Here is a 17,777-nt window from a genome sequence, read left to right as displayed (position 1 = left end):
GAACCAATATGAAAAAGACACTGGTTGCAGCGTTGGCTGCACTTTCCATGGGCCTTTCCGCACAAATGGCTTATGCGCTCGACAAAGTGACGCTCGGCACCAACTGGCTGGCGCAAGCCGGTCACGGGGGGTTTTATCAGGCTGTGGCCGACGGCACCTATGAGAAGCACGGCCTCGACGTGCAAATTGAAATGGGCGGACCGCAGGTCAACAATCGGCCGATGCTTGCTGCGGGCCGTCTCGACTTCCTGCTGACAGGCAACCTGCTTCTATCGTTCAATAATGTCGCCAACGGCGTGCCGACGACGGTAGTTGCCGCCTTCTACCAGAAGGATCCGCAGGCGTTGATGGCGCATGAAGGGGCATACAAGGACTTCAAGGATCTGGCCAATGCCGAAACGATCCTGATCTCGAAAGATGGTCAGTTCTCGTTCTGGCCATGGCTCGTCAAGGACTTTGGTTTCAAGGACGAACAGTTACGTCCCTATGGCTATAGCCTTGCCCAGTTCCTCAACGACAAGAAAGTCGTGCAACAGGCCTATGCGACCGCCGAACCGATCTACGCTGAAAAGGAAGGCGCGAAGGTTACGACCTATCTTCTCGCAGACTACGGCTACAGCACTTACGGCAACACGATCGAAACCCGTCAGGATCTCATAGAAAAGAACCCTGATCTTGTACAACGCTTCGTCAGCGCTTCTATCGAAGGCTGGACAAACTTCCTCTATGGCGACCGTAGCAAAGCATATGAACTTATTCTGAAAGACAATCCGGACATGAGCAAGGAAACGCTGGATGCGGAACTGGAGCGCATCAAGAGCCTTCAGCTCATCGACAGTGGCGACACGCTTGAAAAGGGCATTGGCGCAATCTCAATGGATCGGGTCAAGGCGTTCTACGAACTCGCCCGCAAGGCAGGAATTGTCAGCGAGGAGGAGCTCGACATGAGCAAGGTCGCGACCAATGCCTTCGTAAACAAGGGCGTGGGGCTCGACATCAAGAAGAAGTTGGGCCAATAAACCCCTCCTCAATCGCGGCAGGTATGGATGAGCAACGGCGACGAGAATGGCTACACCGAACTGACCGGACGGGACAAGGTTCTCGGACGTAGGCGGCGCATTCTTGGCGCAATACGAGCTGCTGCGATTGACGAGTTTGCCGAGAAAGGTCTTGCGGGGGCGTCCACGCAGGGCATTGCGCATCGCGCCGGCCTCACCAAACCTCAACTGCACTACTATATTTCGAGCAAGGAAGAGCTTTACGAGGATATAATTGTTTATATCCTCGAAGACTGGGAAGACATATTCCTCGGAGCCAGCACCGAGGATGATCCCGCAAAGGTGATCCGTCAATATATCCGCGCCAAGCTCGAATACAGCCAGAAAAATCCGAAGGCTTCACGCCTTTTCACCACTGAAATTGCCAATGGCGCACCATATCTGAGCCGCCATTGGAAGAAACATGTATCTGCGACCCATAATGCGGTGAAGCTTATCCAGTCATGGGTGGACGACGGTCGCATCAAGCCGGTCGATCCGCTACTGTTTCAGATGCATATATGGGCCGTTACCCAGCACTACGCCGACTTTGAAGCGCAGGTCCGCAACATGATGGAACTCGGCGAGGACGAACCGCTTGACCTTGAACGGATCGAGAAGGAAGTCTCGGCACTATTCTTGCGAGCTTGCGGACTGGAATAAAGCGCGTACCGAAAACCTTTCAGCGTAGCCCTTCAAGTTCCGCAATGCGGGCGGCGCTGCCTTTTTCTAGCATTCTCGTCATTTCGCGAATGACCGTTTCCGCCAACACAAAGAGCGCTGCTGACGAATCCCAAGCTGATGGTACGGCTGTCCGCCCCGCTAGAACATGCCGGGCCACCCGCGCAATCGGCGAAAGCCACTGGTCGGTAATTAGGATCACCTCAACCCCTCGGGCCCGTGCCTTCTCAGTCAGTTTCAAGAGACTATCCTGATAACGGCGAATATCGAAAACCACGAGAACATCACGCTTTCCCATATCGAGAAGACGGTCACGCCACACGCTCTCTTGCCCGCCCAGATGAAAAACATGCGGGCGAATGACAGTCATATGCGCGGCCATGTACTGTGCGATGGGGTCGGTGAAGCGTCCACCAATCAGATAGATATTTCCTTTCGCATCACTTAGAGTGGACACGGCCTGCCGCAACTGCTTTGCACCCAAATGCCGGAAACTCTCGCGTATATTCTCCAGTGTATGTTCCACCGCCGGATAGGCGGTATCTTGCCCGGTTCCCGGCTGTTTGTTGCGATGGTGCGGTGACTGTAATTGAGCCGCCAGTTCATCCTGCAAGCGGGCTTGAAAATCAGGATAGCTCTGGAACCCGAGCCGGTTAACAAAGCGCAGTATTGTCGGGGAACTGACGCCAGCCAAGCCGGAAAACTCCGCGACGGTTTTCAGGCCCAGCATCGGATAGTTGGCGATCAGCGTCTGTGCGGCACTTCGCTCGCCCGCTGGCATCGTATCGATCCGCTCATTGATCAGTTCTGCAACGCTTGCATGCACCGGCACGACACTTTCTGTTTCCGCAGGCCCTTTTTGAGTTTGGGCGAAATTGTGTTTGACAAATAATCATAGGATGTATCAAATAATTCGCAATAGCGCATAATTGGAAAAAACGTAACATAAGTTACAGCGCGGGGAACCAACGGAATGACGGACGAGCGAGAATATCGCACGGTTTCGTGTGAGCCTGTTTCTGTCTTCAACAAGGATGGGGGGAGTCCCTATCTGTTTGTCTGTGAACATGCATCCAATTTCATTCCCGAGACGTTTGAAGGACTCGGGCTGAATGCCGATGCCTTGCGAGCCCATATTGCCTGGGACCCCGGTGCAGTGGAAGTCGCAAGACATCTCGCCACGTCTCTCGACGCGCCCCTTGTCGAAAGCCAGCTTTCACGACTGTTGATCGATTGCAATCGTCCGCTCGACGCTCACGACCTCATTCCGGAAATCAGCGAGACAACCGTGGTCCCCGGAAACCAAGCTCTCAACCCAATGGAACGTCTGGCGCGTATCGATCTTTCGCATCGTCCGTTCCATACGGCTGTCGAAAACGTAATCGCAGATCGTGCGCGACGCGGACTGCCCTCGTGGGTGGTGACGATCCATTCCTTTACCCCCGTCTACCGCGACATCTGGCGCCCTTGGCAGATCGGGATCATCCACGATGAAGATGAGCGGATTGGTGCACCGCTAATCGCCGCGCTGCGGAAAGATCCCAACCTCAACGTCGGCGTCAACGAACCTTATTCACCTGCCGACCGCGTCTACTACACGCTGGAGCGACACGCCCGCCCGCGCAATGCGCCCTGTGCGATGATCGAACTTCGCAATAATGAGATTACCGATGCTCGGACCCAAACTGAATGGGCCGAAAAGCTCGCCACGATATTGAAGGAGATTGCGACAGCAATTGGTTCTCACAACTCTGAACAGAAAGCCTGAAGGAGCCGGAAATGCCGAAGCTGATCAGACTGTTCGTTAAATCTGTTGATGCAGTGAATTACCATGTCGGGCGCTTTGCGATGTACCTCATCTTCGTGCTCGGCGCCTGCCTTCTTTATTCGACTCTTTCACGTGTTATCTTCGGCGTGCCGGTCAACTGGGTCCTGGAAATGTCCCAGTTTCTGCTCTCAGCCTATTATCTGCTGGGCGGTGCCTATGCCATGCAGCAAGGTGCCCATGTGCGAATGGACCTCTTCTTCGACCGTCTTTCACCGCGCCGGAAAATGATCACCGACATGATCACAATCCTGTTCATCATCTTCTATCTCGGTGTGATGGTCGCCGGCGGCATATCCTCGACCAACTACGCTATCGTTTACAATCAGAAGAACTATACCTCTTGGGCGCCACTTCTCTGGCCGATCAAGCTCATCATGACGGTTGGGATATTTCTGCTGCTCCTCCAATGCGTCTCCAATTTCTTCAAGGACTGGGCCTCCCTGCGTGGAAAGCCGATCAGTACCATCGCGGGTCCTGCCATTGAGGAGGGGCATCACATATGAGCTCAGAATTCATAACGCTCTTCATGTTTGCCACCATGATGGTGCTACTCATGACCGGGCAGCGTGTATTCGGCGTGATCGGCTTTGTCGGCTCGCTCGCCGCACTCCTGCTCTGGGGCAAAGGCTCGTTCGAGCTGCCTTACAATGCCACCTTTGCAGTGTTGAACTGGTATCCGCTTATCACAGTACCGTTCTTTGTCTTCATGGGTTACATGCTCTCGGAATCGGGCATCGCCAGCAATCTCTATCGCATGTTTCACGTGTGGTTTGGCGGGATTCGCGGCGGTTTGGCGCTGGGTACGATTGGCTTGATGGTCATCATTTCCTGCATGAATGGTCTAAGCGTCGCAGGCATGGCAATCGGCGCTACCGTCGCACTGCCCGAATTGCTGAAACGCGGTTACAGCAAGGTCATGGTGACAGGCGTTATTCAGGCTGGCAGCTCGCTCGGCATCCTCATTCCGCCCAGCGTCGTGCTCGTCCTCTACGCGATGATTGCACGGCAACCAGTTTTGCAGCTCTGGCTCGCCGGCATAGGCCCCGGCCTGCTCATGGCCGCACTCTTTGCAATCTACATCTATATACGCTGCCGCATCCGGCCTGAGCTCGGACCGGCTTTACCACAGGAAGAGTTGGACAGGATCACATGGCGCGACCGTTTCGTCGCACTACGCGCCGGCATTCTTCCGCTGGTGGTCTTCGGCGCAATGATGGGCCTGTTCCTCACGGGCGTAACCAGCCTCATCGAAAGCTCAGCCGTCGGCGCCCTACTCGCGACACTTGCCGCACTGTTCACCGGACGTCTCAACAAAACTGTCTGGGAAACCACAACACGGAACAGTCTCACCGTTACCTGCATGTTCCTTTGGATCATTCTGGCAGCGCTCTGCTTTTCGTCGGTCTATGACGGCCTCGGCGCGGTGAAAGCCATTGAAAACGTGTTACTGAACACCTTCGATCTATCGCCATGGACAATCCTGATACTGATGCTGTTCTCGTTCATCATATTGGGCATGTTCCTTGATGACACGGCAATGCTGGTCATCGTGGCGCCGCTCTACATACCATTGGTCAAGAGCCTCGGTTTCAATGCCATCTGGTTTGGCGTGCTCTACACAATCACTTGCCAGATCGCATACATCACGCCGCCGTTCGGGTACAATTTGTTCATGATGCGGGCCTTGGCTCCGAAAGAAGTAACGCTGATAGACATCTATCATTCAATCATTCCGTTCCTGTTTCTGATGGTGTTGACCATCATTATCCTCATGATCTTTCCACAGATCGCGATGTGGTTGCCCAACTGGTATACCGGGCGATGACGATAGTTACGGGAGAATACGCAGAAGCCGGTGACAAGAAGCCCGAAGGGCCAGACCGGAACAAATAAAGGGTGAACTCAAACAAGAGTGGGAGAATGGGCATGAGTGAGAATAGCAAGCTTAACAAACGCGATTTTCTCAAAAAAGCCGGGCTTACAACCGTTGGCGCACTGGGCGCAAGCACACTTGCGACGCCTTACGTCAGGGCGCAGAGCCCGATCAAGTGGCGGCTCCAAACCTATGCGGGCCCTGCACTTGCAGAGCATGTCATCAAACCGTCTATCGACGCTTTCAACAAAGCTGCCAATGGCGACATGGTGATCGAACTCTATACTTCCGACCAGCTCGTGCCACAGGGCGAGCTTTTCCGCGCGGTTCAGTCCGGCACAATCGACGCCGCGCAAAGCGACGACGACTCCATGGCTTCGCCAGTCGACGTAGCCGTCTTTGGGGCTTATTTCCCCTTCGCTTCACGCTACAGCCTTGATGTCCCGGCCCTGTTCAACTGGTATGGGCTCAATGAGATCTGGGAAGAAGCGTATAAGGAAATTCCGGGCGTTACTTGGCTGAGCGCCGGTTCCTGGGACCCTTGCAATTTCGTGACCACCAAACCGATCCGCAGTGTCGCTGACCTGCAGGGACTTCGCGTCTTCACCTTCCCGACTGGCGGGCGTTTCCTGACCAAATTCGGCGTCGTGCCGGTCACGCTGCCATGGGAGGATATTGAAGTTGCAATCCAGACCGGCGAGCTCGATGGCGTTGCATGGTGCGGTGCTACCGAAGCCTATACGGTCGGCTGGGCGGACATCAACAAGTACTATCTGACCAACAACATCAACGGTGCTTGGGCAGGGTCCTATTTCGCAAATACCGAAAAATGGGAAGCCGTGCCGGATCACTTGAAGACCCTGTTCAAGCTGGCGATGGATTCATCGCATTACTACCGCCAGCACTGGTACTGGTGGGGTGAAGCTCACTATCGCACCAACGGCGGGAAGTTGGAACTGACGACTATTCCGGAAGCGGAATGGAAGCAGATTGAGGACGCCGCCGAACAGTTCTGGGATGAGATTGCCGCCAAGAGCGCCCGAAACGCGAAGGTGGTGGAAATACTCAAGAAATACCAGAAGACCATGCGCGATGCAGGCGCACCGTACCGTTACACCTGACGAACGAAGGCGCCGTGCATTCGCGCGGCGCCTCTCATTTCATTCCGAGGGAGCACAGCAAATTAAATGGCCGGACAACTGACATTCGACGCATTGAAAAGGGCAGTAGCGGAGGACGAAATCGACACGGTTCTCGCATGTTTTGTCGACATGCAAGGTCGCCTGATCGGCAAGCGCTTCTACGGACCGTTCTTCGTGGAATCTGGTTACGACGAGACCCACGGCTGCAACTATCTTCTTGCCGACGATATCGATATGGAGCCCGTGCCGGGCTACGAAGCTGCCGGATGGGACAAGGGGTATGGTGATTTTGTCATCAAGCCGGACCTTTCGACCTTGCGTGTCGCCACATGGCTGGAAAAGACCGCCATCGTGCTTTGCGACGTGCTCGACCACCACCACCATCAGGATCTGGCGCATTCCCCGCGTGCTATTCTTAAGAAGCAGCTTGCGCGCCTGCACGAGCGCGGCTATCGCGCGTACTTTGCGTCCGAGCTTGAATTCTATCTGTTCGACGAGACTTACAAGACGGCCCGTGCCAAGCACTGGCAGGGTATGGAAACGGCCTCACCTTACGTGCAGGACTATGTCATCCACCTGACCACCAAGGAGGAGCCAGTTCTACGCGCAATGCGCAACCAGCTTGCAGCAGCCGGCATCCCGGTCGAAAACTCCAAGGGCGAATGGGGTCCGGGGCAGGAAGAGCTGAATGTGCGTTACGCCGAGGCGCTTGAAATGGCAGACCGCCATGTCATCATGAAGAACGCAATGAAGGAAATTGCCGAGGCACACGGCAAATGCATCACCTTCATGGCCAAATATGATTACAGCAAGGCTGGAAGCTCAAGCCACGTGCACAATTCCATCTGGAGCGCCGACGGTAAGGAGCCGCTCTTCTTCGATCCGAAAGCGCCCTATACCATGACGCCCCTCATGCGTTCATGGGTGGCCGGACAGCTCAAATACGCCACTGACTACACCTATTTCCTGGCACCCTATATCAATTCCTACAAGCGCTTTCAGGCCGGCACGTTTGCTCCGACAAAGATCATGTGGAGCCAGGATAATCGCACAGCCGGATTTCGACTTTGCGGGGAAGGCACGAAAGGTATTCGCATCGAATGCCGCATCGGAGGCGCCGACCTTAATCCATATCTGGCTTTTGCAGCGCTGATCGCATCGGGTCTGCGGGGAATAGATGAACAGTTGGAACTTGATGAACCGTTCGTCGGCGATGCCTATAGTGCGGTGAAGCTCAAGGAGATCCCCTATACGTTGCGCGAGGCAGCACAGGCGCTCAAAAACTCCGCGTTCCTCAAAGAGGCTTTCGGGGAAGCTGTCGTCAACCACTACGTCCACACCGCCCATTGGGAACAGATCGAATATGACCGGCGTGTAACCGACTGGGAACTGCATCGCGGGTTCGAGCGCTATTGACCCGCGTGACCGATCCCGAAATGAATAACGCAATGCCAGACTTCAGAGGAAATCGCAGATGAGCGGCACGGCCAAAATCATCTCTCCGATAGACGGCTCGGTTTATGCCGAGCGTCCTTTTTTAAGCGAAGCTGCAGTCGCCTCAGCGGTGGCTGCCGCACGCGATGCGCAATCAGGCTGGGCTCAGTTGAACATCACCGAGCGCGCACGCTATTGCCAAGCCGCATTGGATGCTCTTGCCGGGATGCAGGAAGAGATTGTCCCTGAACTCGCATGGCAGATGGGACGTCCAACGCGCTACGGCGGCGAAAATGGTGGTGTTCAGGAACGCGGTCAATATATGATCGACATCGCCGAAGAAGCGCTGAAACCCTATGTGCCAGCGCAAAAAGATGGCTTCCGCCGGTATGTGAAGCACTTACCGCTTGGCGTTGTTCTGGTGATTGCGCCGTGGAACTATCCATATCTCACGGCTGTCAACACGATCATCCCGGCCCTCATGGCCGGAAACTCTGTAATCCTCAAACATGCAACACAGACGCTTCTGGCAGGCGAACGCTTTGCAAAAGCGTTTGAGATGGCCGGGCTGCCCAAGGGGGTCTTCCAGAACATCGTCCTGGATCATGCATCGACAGAGAAGCTGCTTGCGTCCGGCGCGATCGATCATGTGAATTTCACCGGCTCGGTTGGCGGCGGTCGCGCCATCGAAAAGGCTGCCGCAGGCACCTTCATGACTCTAGGGTTGGAGCTGGGTGGCAAAGACCCGGCCTATGTTTTGCCGGATGTCAATCTGGATCATGCCGTCGCCAATCTGGTCGATGGTGCCTTCTTCAACTCCGGCCAGTGCTGCTGCGGCATTGAGCGTATCTATGTCCACGAATCTGTTTATGACCGCTTCGTCGACGGGTTCATCGACCTGACGAAGCAGTATGTGGTCGGCAATCCGCTGGATAGTTCAACGACGCTCGGACCAATGGCGCAGGCGCGCTTTGCCGATCTCATCCGCGAACAGAAGGCGGAAGCCTTGCGCAAAGGCGCGAAGGCTCACGTCAATATGAGCGTCGAGAACGATCACGCAGGTTCTCCCTACATTGCGCCGGAAGTGCTCACCAATGTCGACCACCAAATGAGCGTCATGCGTGAAGAGAGCTTCGGCCCCATCGTTGGTATCATGAAAGTGCGCAACGATGAGGAAGCCCTCGCCCTGATGAACGACAGTATCTACGGCCTGACGGCTTCGCTCTGGACGGCAGATACGGACCACGCGTCTGATCTCGGGGACCGCATCGAAACGGGCACCGTTTTCATGAATCGCTGCGATTATCTCGATCCCGCACTTGTCTGGACAGGCGTAAAAGACACGGGCAAAGGCGCTGCCCTTTCACCCATCGGCTACGGCAATCTCACGCGCCCGAAATCGTTCCATCTGCGCGAGAAAATCTGATCTGAATTCAGTTTCTGGAAAGCAATCGACATGACTACTTTGACAGCCAAATGGAATTTCCCCACCACAGTGCTTTTTGGCCCAGGCCGTATCAAGGAATTGCCTGCCGTCCTCAAGGCCGCAGGCATTCAGAACCCACTCTTTGTAACCGATCCCGGCTTGGCGAAACTTCCGGTCGTGGCGTCCACCCTCGCTATTCTCGATGAAACCGACCTGAAACATGGGGTTTTCTCCGACGTCAAACCCAACCCAGTCGAAAGCAATCTCTATGCGGGCGTTGAAGTCTTCAAAAGCGGCAAGCATGATGGCGTCATTGCCTTTGGCGGTGGTTCGGCACTGGATCTTGGCAAACTGATAGCCTTTCAGGCGGGGCAGACGCGACCGGTCTGGGATTTTGAAGACATTGGCGATTGGTGGACTCGCGCTGACAGCAAAGCGATTGCGCCAATCATTGCCGTACCCACTACTGCCGGCACCGGATCGGAGGTTGGTCGCGCGGGCGTTTTAACCAACGAAGCAACCCACACCAAGAAAGTCATCTTTCACCCGAAGATGCTGCCGGTAACTGTCATTGCCGATCCTGAGCTTTCTACCGGAATGCCCCCCTTCATCACCGTAGGTACAGGCATGGATGCGCTGGCACACTGCCTTGAGGCCTATTGTGCTCCGGGGTTTCATCCGATGGCTGATGGCATCGCGGTGGAAGGTATCCGTCTGGTTTTTGAGAATCTGCCAAAGGCTTATGCCGATGGCAAGAATATTGAAGCGCGTGCAAACATGATGGCCGCCGCCGCCATGGGGGCAACGGCTTTTCAGAAAGGTCTTGGCGCAATCCATTCACTCTCGCACCCTATCGGCGCCCTCTATGATACCCATCATGGCATGACGAATGCAGTTTTCATGCCTTATGTCCTGCTTCAGAACCGATCGGCTATCGAAAAGCGCATCGAAAGGCTGGCTGACTATCTCGGCATCAAGGGCGGCTTTGATGGATTTCTGGCTGCTGTTATGAAGCTGCGGAGTGATCTAGGTGTCCCCAATACGCTGCCGGAATTTATCAAAGGCCTCGAAATGGACGACGCCCGGAAGGACCTCATCGCCGAAATGGCTATCGTTGATCCGACGGCTGGCGGCAACCCGATTGAACTGACAAAAGAACGCGCGTTGAAGTTGCTAAACGCCGCACTCGAAGGTAAGGTCTGAAACTCTGAATTCGGCCCTGTCAAAGGCAAATAATAAGCATCGCACCACCTATGGCGGGGGGCGATGCATTAGGGAGCAGGTTCTTGGGGAGGAGCCTGCTCCCTTTCCTTTTGCGCATCGTCTCCACCAAAACTCGGTGTAGACAGTCTTAATGCCCGGAGATGCGTGGGAACAAATCGATATTTCAAGCGTTTGTTTTGACCATCTAAAATGGAGAGTCGCACGTGAATATCTTCAAACAGACTTGGGTCGGAGCGTTCGCCGTAATCTTTGGAGCAACGTCCATCACTCCGACAATGGCTGCACCGATGAATCTGGAACGCCCTGTCGTCAACCAGAATGTCGAGCAAGTGCGTGACCATCGCCGCCCGCCTCGTCACTATCATGGCAATAGGCACAATCGGCCAGGACATTGGAACGGACATCGCGGCTACCGGCATTATCGTCACGGCTATCGCCGCCACAGTGATGGATGGTGGTATCCACTCGCAGCGTTCGGTGCAGGTGCGATAATTGGTGGAGCTATAAGCCAGCCTCGTCCTGTCTATCGGGCTCCGAGAATGTCGAATGCACATGTCCAGTGGTGCTATAATCGCTACCGGTCCTATCGGTCCTCAGACAACACATTCCAGCCATACAATGGGCCCCGCAAACAGTGCTATTCACCCTACTACCGCTAAAAGTCGCAAGAGCGCCCTTACAAGGGCGCTTTTTGTAACCGAAAGTTCCACGAACAGAATTTGACGAAGTTTGAGGTCACCGCAGCACGCAAACGCTAGACGCTTTCCCCAAAGAGGAATAAGGAAGCCCGCGTCATATCAATGTCGCGGGCAAAATTTTTTCTTTCCTGGTCTTATGCGGCATGAAAACAGCATTCAGAACGGGTTCTTGGAAGAAATGTGCTCAGACTTTCTCCATAACTGGTTCGGTCCGAAGCCGAAGAAGGTTTATTGACTGCCGCATTGCGCGAGCAGAAGCCACATCAAGGCATAACATCGAGTTTGAAAATGTCGCATACTACCGCCGCAAGCTCCGCATCTCCGAACGCACAACGATTGGCTATGACGGCCCTGATCGTCGGCGGTATCGCTATCGGCAGTTCGCCGATTTTTGTCCGGCTCTCGGAGGTAGGTCCGCTGGCAACTGGATTCTGGCGTCTAGCGCTTGCAGTTCTTCCGCTTCTACTCATGGATAGCCACGAACGACGCAACGAAACGGATGCGGGGCCCCTCACACTATCCGACTGTCTGCGCCTCGCGCTGCCGGGCCTGTTCATCGCTTTCGACCTCGGCGCATGGCACTTGTCGCTGCACATGACATCCGTTGCCAATGCAACGCTGCTTGCCAACATGGCACCAATTTTCGTGACACTGGGTGCCTGGTTGCTTTTCAAATCGCGTGTGAGCACCTCCTTCATGGTCGGCCTTGCCGTCGCTATCATCGGTGTCGTTGTGCTGAAGGGGGGACCAGGCGCGCTGCTCCATTCCCAATCTTCCGGCGATGCGATGGCGCTTCTGGCGGCAGTCTTTTATGCCGGTTACATTCTTTCGGTCGGGCGCTTGCGTAGCCGCTTTTCCACCATGCGCATCATGCTTTGGAGCAGCGCTATTGCCGCTGTCTTTTCACTGCCGATCGCATATTTCATCGAAGGTCAGATACTGCCTGCCACGGTCTATGGCTGGCTTATTCTCGCAGGCCTCGCATGGATAACCCATGCCGCAGGCCAAAGCATGATCGCTTATGCCCTCGCCTATCTTCCGGCATCGTTCTCGTCACTCACTCTGCTTCTGCAACCGGTCGTCGCGGCATTTCTAGCCTGGACTATCCTGTCGGAACCTATCGGCCTATTGCAGGCGCTTGGCGGCATCATCGTGATATCAGGGATTTTGATTGCACGGCGGGCATAAGGCGTGAAAAGCCCCGGTTTCCCGGGGCCTTTTTTAGCTTTTGATTACTCAGCCAGCCATTCCTTGATGCGGTCTGGATGGTCCGCGATATATTTATCGACGGCTTTCTCATAGGATGTTTCCTGCGCATCAAACATCGCAGCTTCAAGCTCGCTGATGGGAATGCTCATCTTGGTCAGCAGCGAAGCAACCTTCGGATTGTCTTCCTTGAAACCCTTGCGTGCAATGGCATCAATGTGTTCCGCACCGCCCAGAGCGCCTTTAGGATCGGCAATGTACCGCAGCTTGTATTTGCCGAACATCCAGTGCGGACTCCACGAGGTTGCCACGAACCAGCCGTCGGAACGGGTGGCGCGGTCTACTGTTGTCAGCATCGCTGCTTCGCTCGAAATATTGAGCTTGTAGTCTAGCCCGTATTCCTTGATTGCTTCCTGCGACAGACGTGTGAGGCCAGCGCCCGGATCGATGCCTTGAATTTCGCCCTTGAGCTTTTCGCGGACTTCCGGCTTTTTCAGATCTTCAATAGAACTGATCTCGCTTTCCGGGATGTAAGCAGGAACAATCCAGCCGAGTTTCGCACCTTCATAGAGCGGGCCGAGGTCTTCGACCTTGTCCTTTACGCGAGCATAGTAGTCTGCGTGCGTTTCCGGCAACCAGGCCATCATCATGGCATCGATATCACCACGGCTTACACCCTGATAAAGCGGGGCCACATCCGTCTGAACCAGCTCCACCTTCTGACCGAGATTGTCTTCGATCAGCTTCTTGGCAAGTTTGGTGACGAATTCGGCATCCGACCAAGGTGCCCAGCCGATTTTCACCGGCTTGCCGTCCTGCGCAAATGCTGCGCCCATGGTCATCGTTCCCGCCACAACTGCCGCCAGACCGAATTTGGTTAGTTTGCCTAACATAGCTTCTCCTTTTCGATTGGTATCAGTTCCCGTTGTTATTCTTGATTATTTTTGCTCGCTTCACGCTTCCTGCTTACGAAAGGAAGAGGCGGATTGGGTATCCGCCGCCTTTCTTAAAGACGCGAGCCTTTTGAAAAACCCGGCTCCTCCCTTGCCGAAGCTCTGGGTGATTCGGTCGAGAATGACCGCCAGAATGACCACTGCAAGGCCACCTTCAAAACCGAGCCCCACATTGAGGCGCTGGATACCGGTCAAAACCGTATTGCCAAGGCCGCCCGCACCGATCATTGACGCGATGACCACCATTGACAGCGACAGCATGATCGTCTGGTTGATACCGGCCATGATCGAGGGCATTGCGTTTGGAAGCTGCACCTTGAACAAGAGCTGTCGCGACGTACACCCGAAGGCGAGCCCTGCTTCCACAAACTCCGCGTGAACCTGACGAATACCGAGGTTGGTCAGACGCACGACAGGAGGCATGGCGAAAATCACCGTCGCAATCGTTCCAGGTACGGCGCCGAGGCCAAAAAACATCGCTGCCGGAATGAGATAGACAAACGCAGGCATCGTCTGCATAAGATCGAGCACCGGGCGCACGATCGAAGCCACCGTGTCGCTACGTGCCATGGCGATGCCGAGCGGAATGCCGATCACAACAGCAATAACCGTTGACGCAAGCACCAGGGAAAGACTTTCCATCGTACCGGTCCACAAACCCATGTGGATGATGAGGCCCAGTGCAAGAGCCGTAAATATCGCGAACTTCCACCCTACGCGCCAAAGTGCCAGCAAGGTAAGAATTGCGACCCCACCTATCGGCGACACCGCGAGAAGAGCGTTTTGAATACCGTCAGTTACAAAACCGATGACTGCTGCGATCGTATCGAGCGCTGGCGTAAAGTGGTCGAGGATGTAATTGACCACAACATCCGCCCATCCACCGACACTGAAATTCAAATCCATGTTCTACCGTCCATTTCCGTAGTTCTTCTGGATTGGACCAATTCTGCCTTCGTCAGGCAAAAGGCCGTTGGCGCACAGGTCTCAGCCTGCGCGTCCAAGCGTTTCAAGCAAGGCCGATTTACTGATAGCACCGACATAACGGTTCTGGCGGTCTGTCACCGGAACTGGCCAAGGACTTTCCGCCACCTGCGTCAGCAACCCAGATAGCGGCGCTTCGGCCTCGATTGCAGAGACACTATCCAGTCTCTCGCCATCCTGCACGACAACCCCCTTTGCGAGGGCATCACGACTGACCATGCCGCGGTAGGTGCGGTCAGCGTCGATCAACACGCCAAACGTTTTTCCGCTGGCATCGAAACGTTCAAGCGCTGTTGCCAACTGTTCAGGCTCAAAGGTGATTAGTTCGTCCTCACGCGCCACATCAGCAGCTTTGAACACGCGGGAAACATCGACATTACGGAAGAAGGAACGGACGTAATCGTTGGCCGGTGCGGACACGATTTCATTTGGCGTCCCCACCTGCACAACCTTACCGTGCTGCATGATGCAGATGCGGTCACCGATGCGCATAGCTTCATCCAGATCATGACTGACGAAAATGATCGTCCGGCTGTGTTCTGCCTGCAGCCGCTTGAGTTCGTCCTGCATCTCGGTGCGGATAAGCGGATCGAGGGCAGAAAAAGCTTCGTCCATCAGAAGAATGGTCGGCTCACTTGCCAAAGCGCGCGCCAGACCAACACGCTGTTTCATTCCGCCCGAAAGCTGGTCCGGCATGCTGTGAGCATAGGGCTCGAGTCCAACGGCTGCGAGAGCCTTCAGGGCCTTCTCGTGACGTTCCGCCTCACTCATTCCGGCCACTTCAAGACCGAAGGACGCATTATTCAGGACTGAACGATTGGGCAGAAGTGCGAAAGATTGGAAAACCATGCTCATGTCGCGACGACGAAGATCGATCAGCTCACGCTTCGTCATTTTGACGATATCGCGGCCATCCACTTCAATGGAACCGGCCGTCGGTTCGATCAGGCGATTGAGCAGACGCAGTAGCGTAGATTTACCCGAGCCAGAGAGGCCCATAATTACGAATACTTCACCTTCGTAGATATCGAAGGTCGCATCATCGACGCCAATCGTTGCGCCAAGTTCACTGTGAATCTGGGTTTTTGACTTACCTGCGCGCAATTCTTGCATTGCACGCTCCGGGTCATCGCCGAAGACTTTAAAAACGCCTTTCAAGCTTATCTTAGTCTCAGCCGGCGACTTCATACTTTCTTCCTTGTATAAAATACCATGCATTAAGTTTAACCCCGCTGTGCTGGCGGACTTAATCTCCTTTTTACAATGACAGAACTTCATTCCATCGCAAAGTGCCCACACGCGATCTGCGTTCCGCTAACGGTCCGCATGGAATGATTATTGATAATTTTCCTGATTCTATATAGGTCATTTCCCGACATGTCCACCCACAGCCGTGATTTCATCGAAACGTTTTGTCCGACAACCGTCCCCTTGAATGATTTTTTGAAGGGTTGTGTGACAAATTCAGGGGGCCGCTCAATAGCGTCAAAAGCAGGATGCAATCGACCAGCCTGACGAAGATAGTAATCCCGCTCCAGTCATTTATCAGAATAGTCTGCGACAAATACGCAATCAGCTGCGACATTGCCCAAACTATTATAGTTCGGGATTTAAATGAGTATAATTACAGAAAAATTGTATGATTATACTGTGTCTGGAGACTATATAGTTTATACATAATCACAGTGCGAATTATTCGACCCGCACCGGGATGGAGCAGTTTCAAAAAGCCCTGATTTTTCAACGATAAGCCATATATCCGACAAAGCCGTTGATCTTCCAGCGGGCCCCGTTACGGCGGCAGAAATAGAGTGTTTGCCAGTTTAGACGATCGACTGTTCCGTCCTTCCTAGCTATCGTTCCATCGAATTTTTTCCGCGCAACAGCGACGTCACCGTTAATATCGATTACACTCAGGTTGGTCGCGCGAAAGATGCCGTCTGCCAGAGATTCCGCGTATTCAACCGCCGCGCTTTCCGCCGCCTGCCGCAGCCATTCGTCGCGATAGCTTGCGAGTGTAGGAAATCCGGCATCCCATTTATCGGGATCGCGATCATTATGCGCATGAATGCCAAGGAACCGTGCTTCATCAAAATCATCGGCCACCAAGGACCAGTCCTGCGATACAAAAGCTTCTATATCGCGCCGCACAAGCATTTCCCAAATCTGCTCGCGATCCTTATCGCCAGCGAACGGATTGACCGCAGCCTTCATGTTATCCTCCGACTATCTTAACTTTCCACGTGCAGCGACCGGCAGGATAACGACGACGTTCTCGCCCGACACAAGATGGACCTCCTCAAAGAGATTGGAGACAACGCAGACATGGTCAGGAATAATCCGCACCCGCTCGCCAACCTTCAGGCTGGCGACGTCGCCAGTCAGCTTGCCGTGCTCCTCACTCAGACCGACTACACGAGCATCGGGACGGCCCATTATTTCGCCAAAATCGCTCAGACCCAGCGTGTCGCTGGACAGTGCCTTGGACCCGGCATCGATTATCGCACGTTCGGAGGTGGGATGGCTGACGACGGTTGAAAGCACGGTAAAGGCACAGTCGTCTGTAGTCGCAGCCCCCTTGTTGACCTGATAACGATCGAAATAGATATAGGTACCGGGACGATATTCGGTGATGACACTGTTACCGGGTTTGTGCCACATGTCAGGCGTGCCGCCGCTCGAAATCGTCTCGCAAGGAAGACCGTTTGCTTCCAGTAGTTCCCGTGCCAAATAAAGCCATTGCTCAGCTTCATCGGGTTTCCCCGCCGCGGGATAGGTCATCAGACCGCCGAAACACAGTCCCGTAGTTTGACCGATAATCTGCGCCAACTCCAATGCTTCGGCTGGCGTCTGCACGCCACAGCGCCCCATGCCTGTGTCGCATTCGACGAGCACTTTCAGCGGGTGCCTTTCATCGGTGAAACGCGCCGCCAATCCGGCGAGGCAAGTTGAATTATCAACAGTCACCGATAGAGTGATGCGTTGATGCAGCGCATGCAACCGGTCGAGCTTCTCCTGGCCTAAAATATTGTAGGGCAGAAAAATGTCCGTCAGTCCGGCATCGGCCATGACCTCCGCCTCGCCGAGCTTCTGGCAAGTGATACCGACTGCTCCCGCTTCCACCTGCATTTTTGCGAACAGCGGGAGTTTATGCGTTTTGATATGCGGTCGCAGCTTAACACCGATTGCATCTGCATGGGCTTGAGCCTTGGCGATGTTTGCTTTCACACGATCAACGTCGATGATGATAGCTGGCGTATCCACCTCGTGGACTGTTTTCGGTCTGGTCAT

General features: G+C 54.5%; 17 protein-coding genes. 11 read left to right on the top strand and 6 right to left on the bottom strand.

Annotation, left to right across the window (positions count from 1 at the left end):
• The first annotated feature begins 8 nt into the window (after nucleotides 1-8).
• Nucleotides 9-1,019: an ABC transporter substrate-binding protein gene (locus FJQ48_RS04415; protein ID WP_139973996.1), complete on the top strand. Its 1,011-nt coding sequence runs from the start codon at nucleotides 9-11 to the stop codon at nucleotides 1,017-1,019.
• A 27-nt stretch (nucleotides 1,020-1,046) separates the two neighbouring features.
• Entirely contained in the window at nucleotides 1,047-1,700 is a 654-nt protein-coding gene (locus FJQ48_RS04410) for a TetR family transcriptional regulator C-terminal domain-containing protein (RefSeq protein WP_139973995.1), read from the top strand.
• A gap of 19 nt (nucleotides 1,701-1,719) precedes the next feature.
• Here the strand turns inward: FJQ48_RS04410 and FJQ48_RS04405 are convergent, their stop codons facing one another.
• Nucleotides 1,720-2,499, bottom strand: a complete 780-nt coding sequence (locus tag FJQ48_RS04405; protein WP_247870297.1) for a MurR/RpiR family transcriptional regulator — start codon at nucleotides 2,497-2,499, stop codon at nucleotides 1,720-1,722.
• Nucleotides 2,500-2,691: 192 nt separating this feature from the next.
• Between FJQ48_RS04405 and FJQ48_RS04400 the strand changes: the two genes are divergently transcribed.
• The 9 genes from FJQ48_RS04400 (at nucleotide 2,692) to FJQ48_RS04360 (ending at nucleotide 12,531) form a co-directional block, all read left to right on the top strand.
• The gene (locus FJQ48_RS04400; RefSeq protein WP_139973994.1) at nucleotides 2,692-3,486 is read left to right on the top strand and encodes an N-formylglutamate amidohydrolase; all 795 of its coding nucleotides are present in this window, start codon (nucleotides 2,692-2,694) and stop codon (nucleotides 3,484-3,486) included.
• Nucleotides 3,487-3,497: 11 nt separating this feature from the next.
• Nucleotides 3,498-4,049 (top strand): TRAP transporter small permease subunit, encoded by a 552-nt coding sequence (locus tag FJQ48_RS04395; protein WP_139973993.1) that lies wholly within the window; start codon nucleotides 3,498-3,500, stop codon nucleotides 4,047-4,049.
• Nucleotides 4,046-5,371 (top strand): TRAP transporter large permease subunit, encoded by a 1,326-nt coding sequence (locus FJQ48_RS04390; RefSeq protein WP_139973992.1) that lies wholly within the window; start codon nucleotides 4,046-4,048, stop codon nucleotides 5,369-5,371. Before FJQ48_RS04395 ends, FJQ48_RS04390 begins: the two co-directional genes overlap by 4 nt.
• Before the next feature lie 101 nt (nucleotides 5,372-5,472).
• Nucleotides 5,473-6,540, top strand: a complete 1,068-nt coding sequence (locus FJQ48_RS04385) for a TRAP transporter substrate-binding protein (protein WP_139973991.1) — start codon at nucleotides 5,473-5,475, stop codon at nucleotides 6,538-6,540.
• Nucleotides 6,541-6,606: 66 nt separating this feature from the next.
• Nucleotides 6,607-7,977, top strand: coding sequence for a glutamine synthetase family protein (locus FJQ48_RS04380; protein ID WP_139973990.1), 1,371 nt, complete (start codon nucleotides 6,607-6,609; stop codon nucleotides 7,975-7,977).
• Between the two features lie 58 nt (nucleotides 7,978-8,035).
• Nucleotides 8,036-9,421 (top strand): aldehyde dehydrogenase family protein, encoded by a 1,386-nt coding sequence (locus tag FJQ48_RS04375; protein ID WP_139973989.1) that lies wholly within the window; start codon nucleotides 8,036-8,038, stop codon nucleotides 9,419-9,421.
• A 30-nt stretch (nucleotides 9,422-9,451) separates the two neighbouring features.
• Nucleotides 9,452-10,624, top strand: coding sequence for an iron-containing alcohol dehydrogenase (locus FJQ48_RS04370; protein ID WP_139973988.1), 1,173 nt, complete (start codon nucleotides 9,452-9,454; stop codon nucleotides 10,622-10,624).
• Between the two features lie 224 nt (nucleotides 10,625-10,848).
• Complete coding sequence (locus FJQ48_RS04365; RefSeq protein ID WP_139973987.1) at nucleotides 10,849-11,304, top strand: BA14K family protein; 456 nt, start codon at nucleotides 10,849-10,851, stop codon at nucleotides 11,302-11,304.
• A gap of 327 nt (nucleotides 11,305-11,631) precedes the next feature.
• Nucleotides 11,632-12,531 (top strand): DMT family transporter, encoded by a 900-nt coding sequence (locus tag FJQ48_RS04360; RefSeq protein WP_139973986.1) that lies wholly within the window; start codon nucleotides 11,632-11,634, stop codon nucleotides 12,529-12,531.
• A gap of 44 nt (nucleotides 12,532-12,575) precedes the next feature.
• Here the strand turns inward: FJQ48_RS04360 and FJQ48_RS04355 are convergent, their stop codons facing one another.
• The 5 genes from FJQ48_RS04355 to FJQ48_RS04330 form a co-directional block, all read right to left on the bottom strand.
• Nucleotides 12,576-13,442 carry a glycine betaine ABC transporter substrate-binding protein gene (locus tag FJQ48_RS04355; protein ID WP_139973985.1) on the bottom strand — a complete coding sequence of 289 codons (867 nt, stop codon included), beginning with the start codon at nucleotides 13,440-13,442 and terminating at the stop codon, nucleotides 12,576-12,578.
• Nucleotides 13,443-13,502: 60 nt separating this feature from the next.
• Complete coding sequence (locus FJQ48_RS04350) at nucleotides 13,503-14,408, bottom strand: proline/glycine betaine ABC transporter permease (protein ID WP_139973984.1); 906 nt, start codon at nucleotides 14,406-14,408, stop codon at nucleotides 13,503-13,505.
• A gap of 81 nt (nucleotides 14,409-14,489) precedes the next feature.
• Nucleotides 14,490-15,674 carry a glycine betaine/L-proline ABC transporter ATP-binding protein ProV gene (proV, locus tag FJQ48_RS04345; protein ID WP_139973983.1) on the bottom strand — a complete coding sequence of 395 codons (1,185 nt, stop codon included), beginning with the start codon at nucleotides 15,672-15,674 and terminating at the stop codon, nucleotides 14,490-14,492.
• Nucleotides 15,675-16,226: 552 nt separating this feature from the next.
• On the bottom strand, nucleotides 16,227-16,700 hold the full coding sequence (locus FJQ48_RS04335; RefSeq protein WP_139973982.1) for a hypothetical protein: 474 nt from the start codon (nucleotides 16,698-16,700) through the stop codon (nucleotides 16,227-16,229).
• A gap of 12 nt (nucleotides 16,701-16,712) precedes the next feature.
• The gene (locus FJQ48_RS04330; RefSeq protein ID WP_139973981.1) at nucleotides 16,713-17,777 is read right to left on the bottom strand and encodes a D-TA family PLP-dependent enzyme; all 1,065 of its coding nucleotides are present in this window, start codon (nucleotides 17,775-17,777) and stop codon (nucleotides 16,713-16,715) included.

The organism is Ochrobactrum sp. CGA5 (assembly GCF_006345815.1).
Taxonomy (GTDB): Bacteria; Pseudomonadota; Alphaproteobacteria; order Rhizobiales; family Rhizobiaceae; genus Brucella.
This window is presented reverse-complemented; position numbering and strand designations above follow the sequence as displayed.

Bases quoted from the DNA above. Each gene is read 5' to 3' on its own strand.
- FJQ48_RS04405 (WP_247870297.1), bottom strand. From the start codon at position 2,499: ATGCCAGCGGGCGAGCGAAGTGCCGCACAGACGCTGATCGCCAACTAT.
- FJQ48_RS04350 (WP_139973984.1), bottom strand. From the start codon at position 14,408: ATGGATTTGAATTTCAGTGTCGGTGGATGGGCGGATGTTGTGGTCAAT.
- FJQ48_RS04390 (WP_139973992.1), top strand. From the start codon at position 4,046: ATGAGCTCAGAATTCATAACGCTCTTCATGTTTGCCACCATGATGGTG.
- FJQ48_RS04385 (WP_139973991.1), top strand. From the start codon at position 5,473: ATGAGTGAGAATAGCAAGCTTAACAAACGCGATTTTCTCAAAAAAGCC.
- FJQ48_RS04335 (WP_139973982.1), bottom strand. From the start codon at position 16,700: ATGAAGGCTGCGGTCAATCCGTTCGCTGGCGATAAGGATCGCGAGCAG.
- FJQ48_RS04380 (WP_139973990.1), top strand. From the start codon at position 6,607: ATGGCCGGACAACTGACATTCGACGCATTGAAAAGGGCAGTAGCGGAG.
- FJQ48_RS04375 (WP_139973989.1), top strand. From the start codon at position 8,036: ATGAGCGGCACGGCCAAAATCATCTCTCCGATAGACGGCTCGGTTTAT.
- FJQ48_RS04360 (WP_139973986.1), top strand. From the start codon at position 11,632: ATGTCGCATACTACCGCCGCAAGCTCCGCATCTCCGAACGCACAACGA.
- FJQ48_RS04410 (WP_139973995.1), top strand. From the start codon at position 1,047: ATGAGCAACGGCGACGAGAATGGCTACACCGAACTGACCGGACGGGAC.
- FJQ48_RS04370 (WP_139973988.1), top strand. From the start codon at position 9,452: ATGACTACTTTGACAGCCAAATGGAATTTCCCCACCACAGTGCTTTTT.
- FJQ48_RS04355 (WP_139973985.1), bottom strand. From the start codon at position 13,442: ATGTTAGGCAAACTAACCAAATTCGGTCTGGCGGCAGTTGTGGCGGGA.
- FJQ48_RS04330 (WP_139973981.1), bottom strand. From the start codon at position 17,777: ATGACCAGACCGAAAACAGTCCACGAGGTGGATACGCCAGCTATCATC.
- FJQ48_RS04400 (WP_139973994.1), top strand. From the start codon at position 2,692: ATGACGGACGAGCGAGAATATCGCACGGTTTCGTGTGAGCCTGTTTCT.
- FJQ48_RS04395 (WP_139973993.1), top strand. From the start codon at position 3,498: ATGCCGAAGCTGATCAGACTGTTCGTTAAATCTGTTGATGCAGTGAAT.
- FJQ48_RS04415 (WP_139973996.1), top strand. From the start codon at position 9: ATGAAAAAGACACTGGTTGCAGCGTTGGCTGCACTTTCCATGGGCCTT.
- proV (WP_139973983.1), bottom strand. From the start codon at position 15,674: ATGAAGTCGCCGGCTGAGACTAAGATAAGCTTGAAAGGCGTTTTTAAA.